At 42.7% G+C, this 417-nt stretch carries 2 tRNA genes; both read right to left on the bottom strand.

The window, feature by feature from the left end:
• Positions 1-84 precede the first annotated feature (84 nt).
• Positions 85-157 (bottom strand) — tRNA-Ala (locus tag ACM0OX_RS35765).
• Between the two features lie 80 nt (positions 158-237).
• Positions 238-311 (bottom strand) — tRNA-Ile (locus tag ACM0OX_RS35760).
• Positions 312-417: the final 106 nt, after the last annotated feature.

The following is a 417-nucleotide window of genomic DNA, read 5'->3' as shown; positions in this document are numbered from 1 at the left end:
GAGAATTTACTCAGCAGTCTGACTCCAATCAAGTCATGTTGCTGAACTCTCTATCGTTTTTTTGTTTTGGCAATCGCCATCAGGTGGAGGTTAGCGGACTCGAACCGCTGACATCCTGCTTGCAAAGCAGGCGCTCTACCAACTGAGCTAAACCCCCAGATTATAATTTGTAATTCGTAATTCTTAATTCGTAGTTAATTACGAATTACGAATTAGCAATTACTAATTACTTTCAGGTGGGCCATCCTGGACTCGAACCAGGGACCTCACCCTTATCAGGGGTGCGCTCTAACCACCTGAGCTAATAGCCCATTTCGAACCAAATCATAGTTTGAAAGCTTTCAACAATATGCAAATGTCTGCGACCGACCTAAGGAACGACCAACTCAGTATCTATTTAACTGTATGTTTTTCGAT

The organism is Nostoc sp. PCC 9305 (assembly GCF_963920915.1).
Lineage (GTDB): Bacteria > Cyanobacteriota > Cyanobacteriia > Cyanobacteriales > Nostocaceae > Nostoc.
This window is presented reverse-complemented; position numbering and strand designations above follow the sequence as displayed.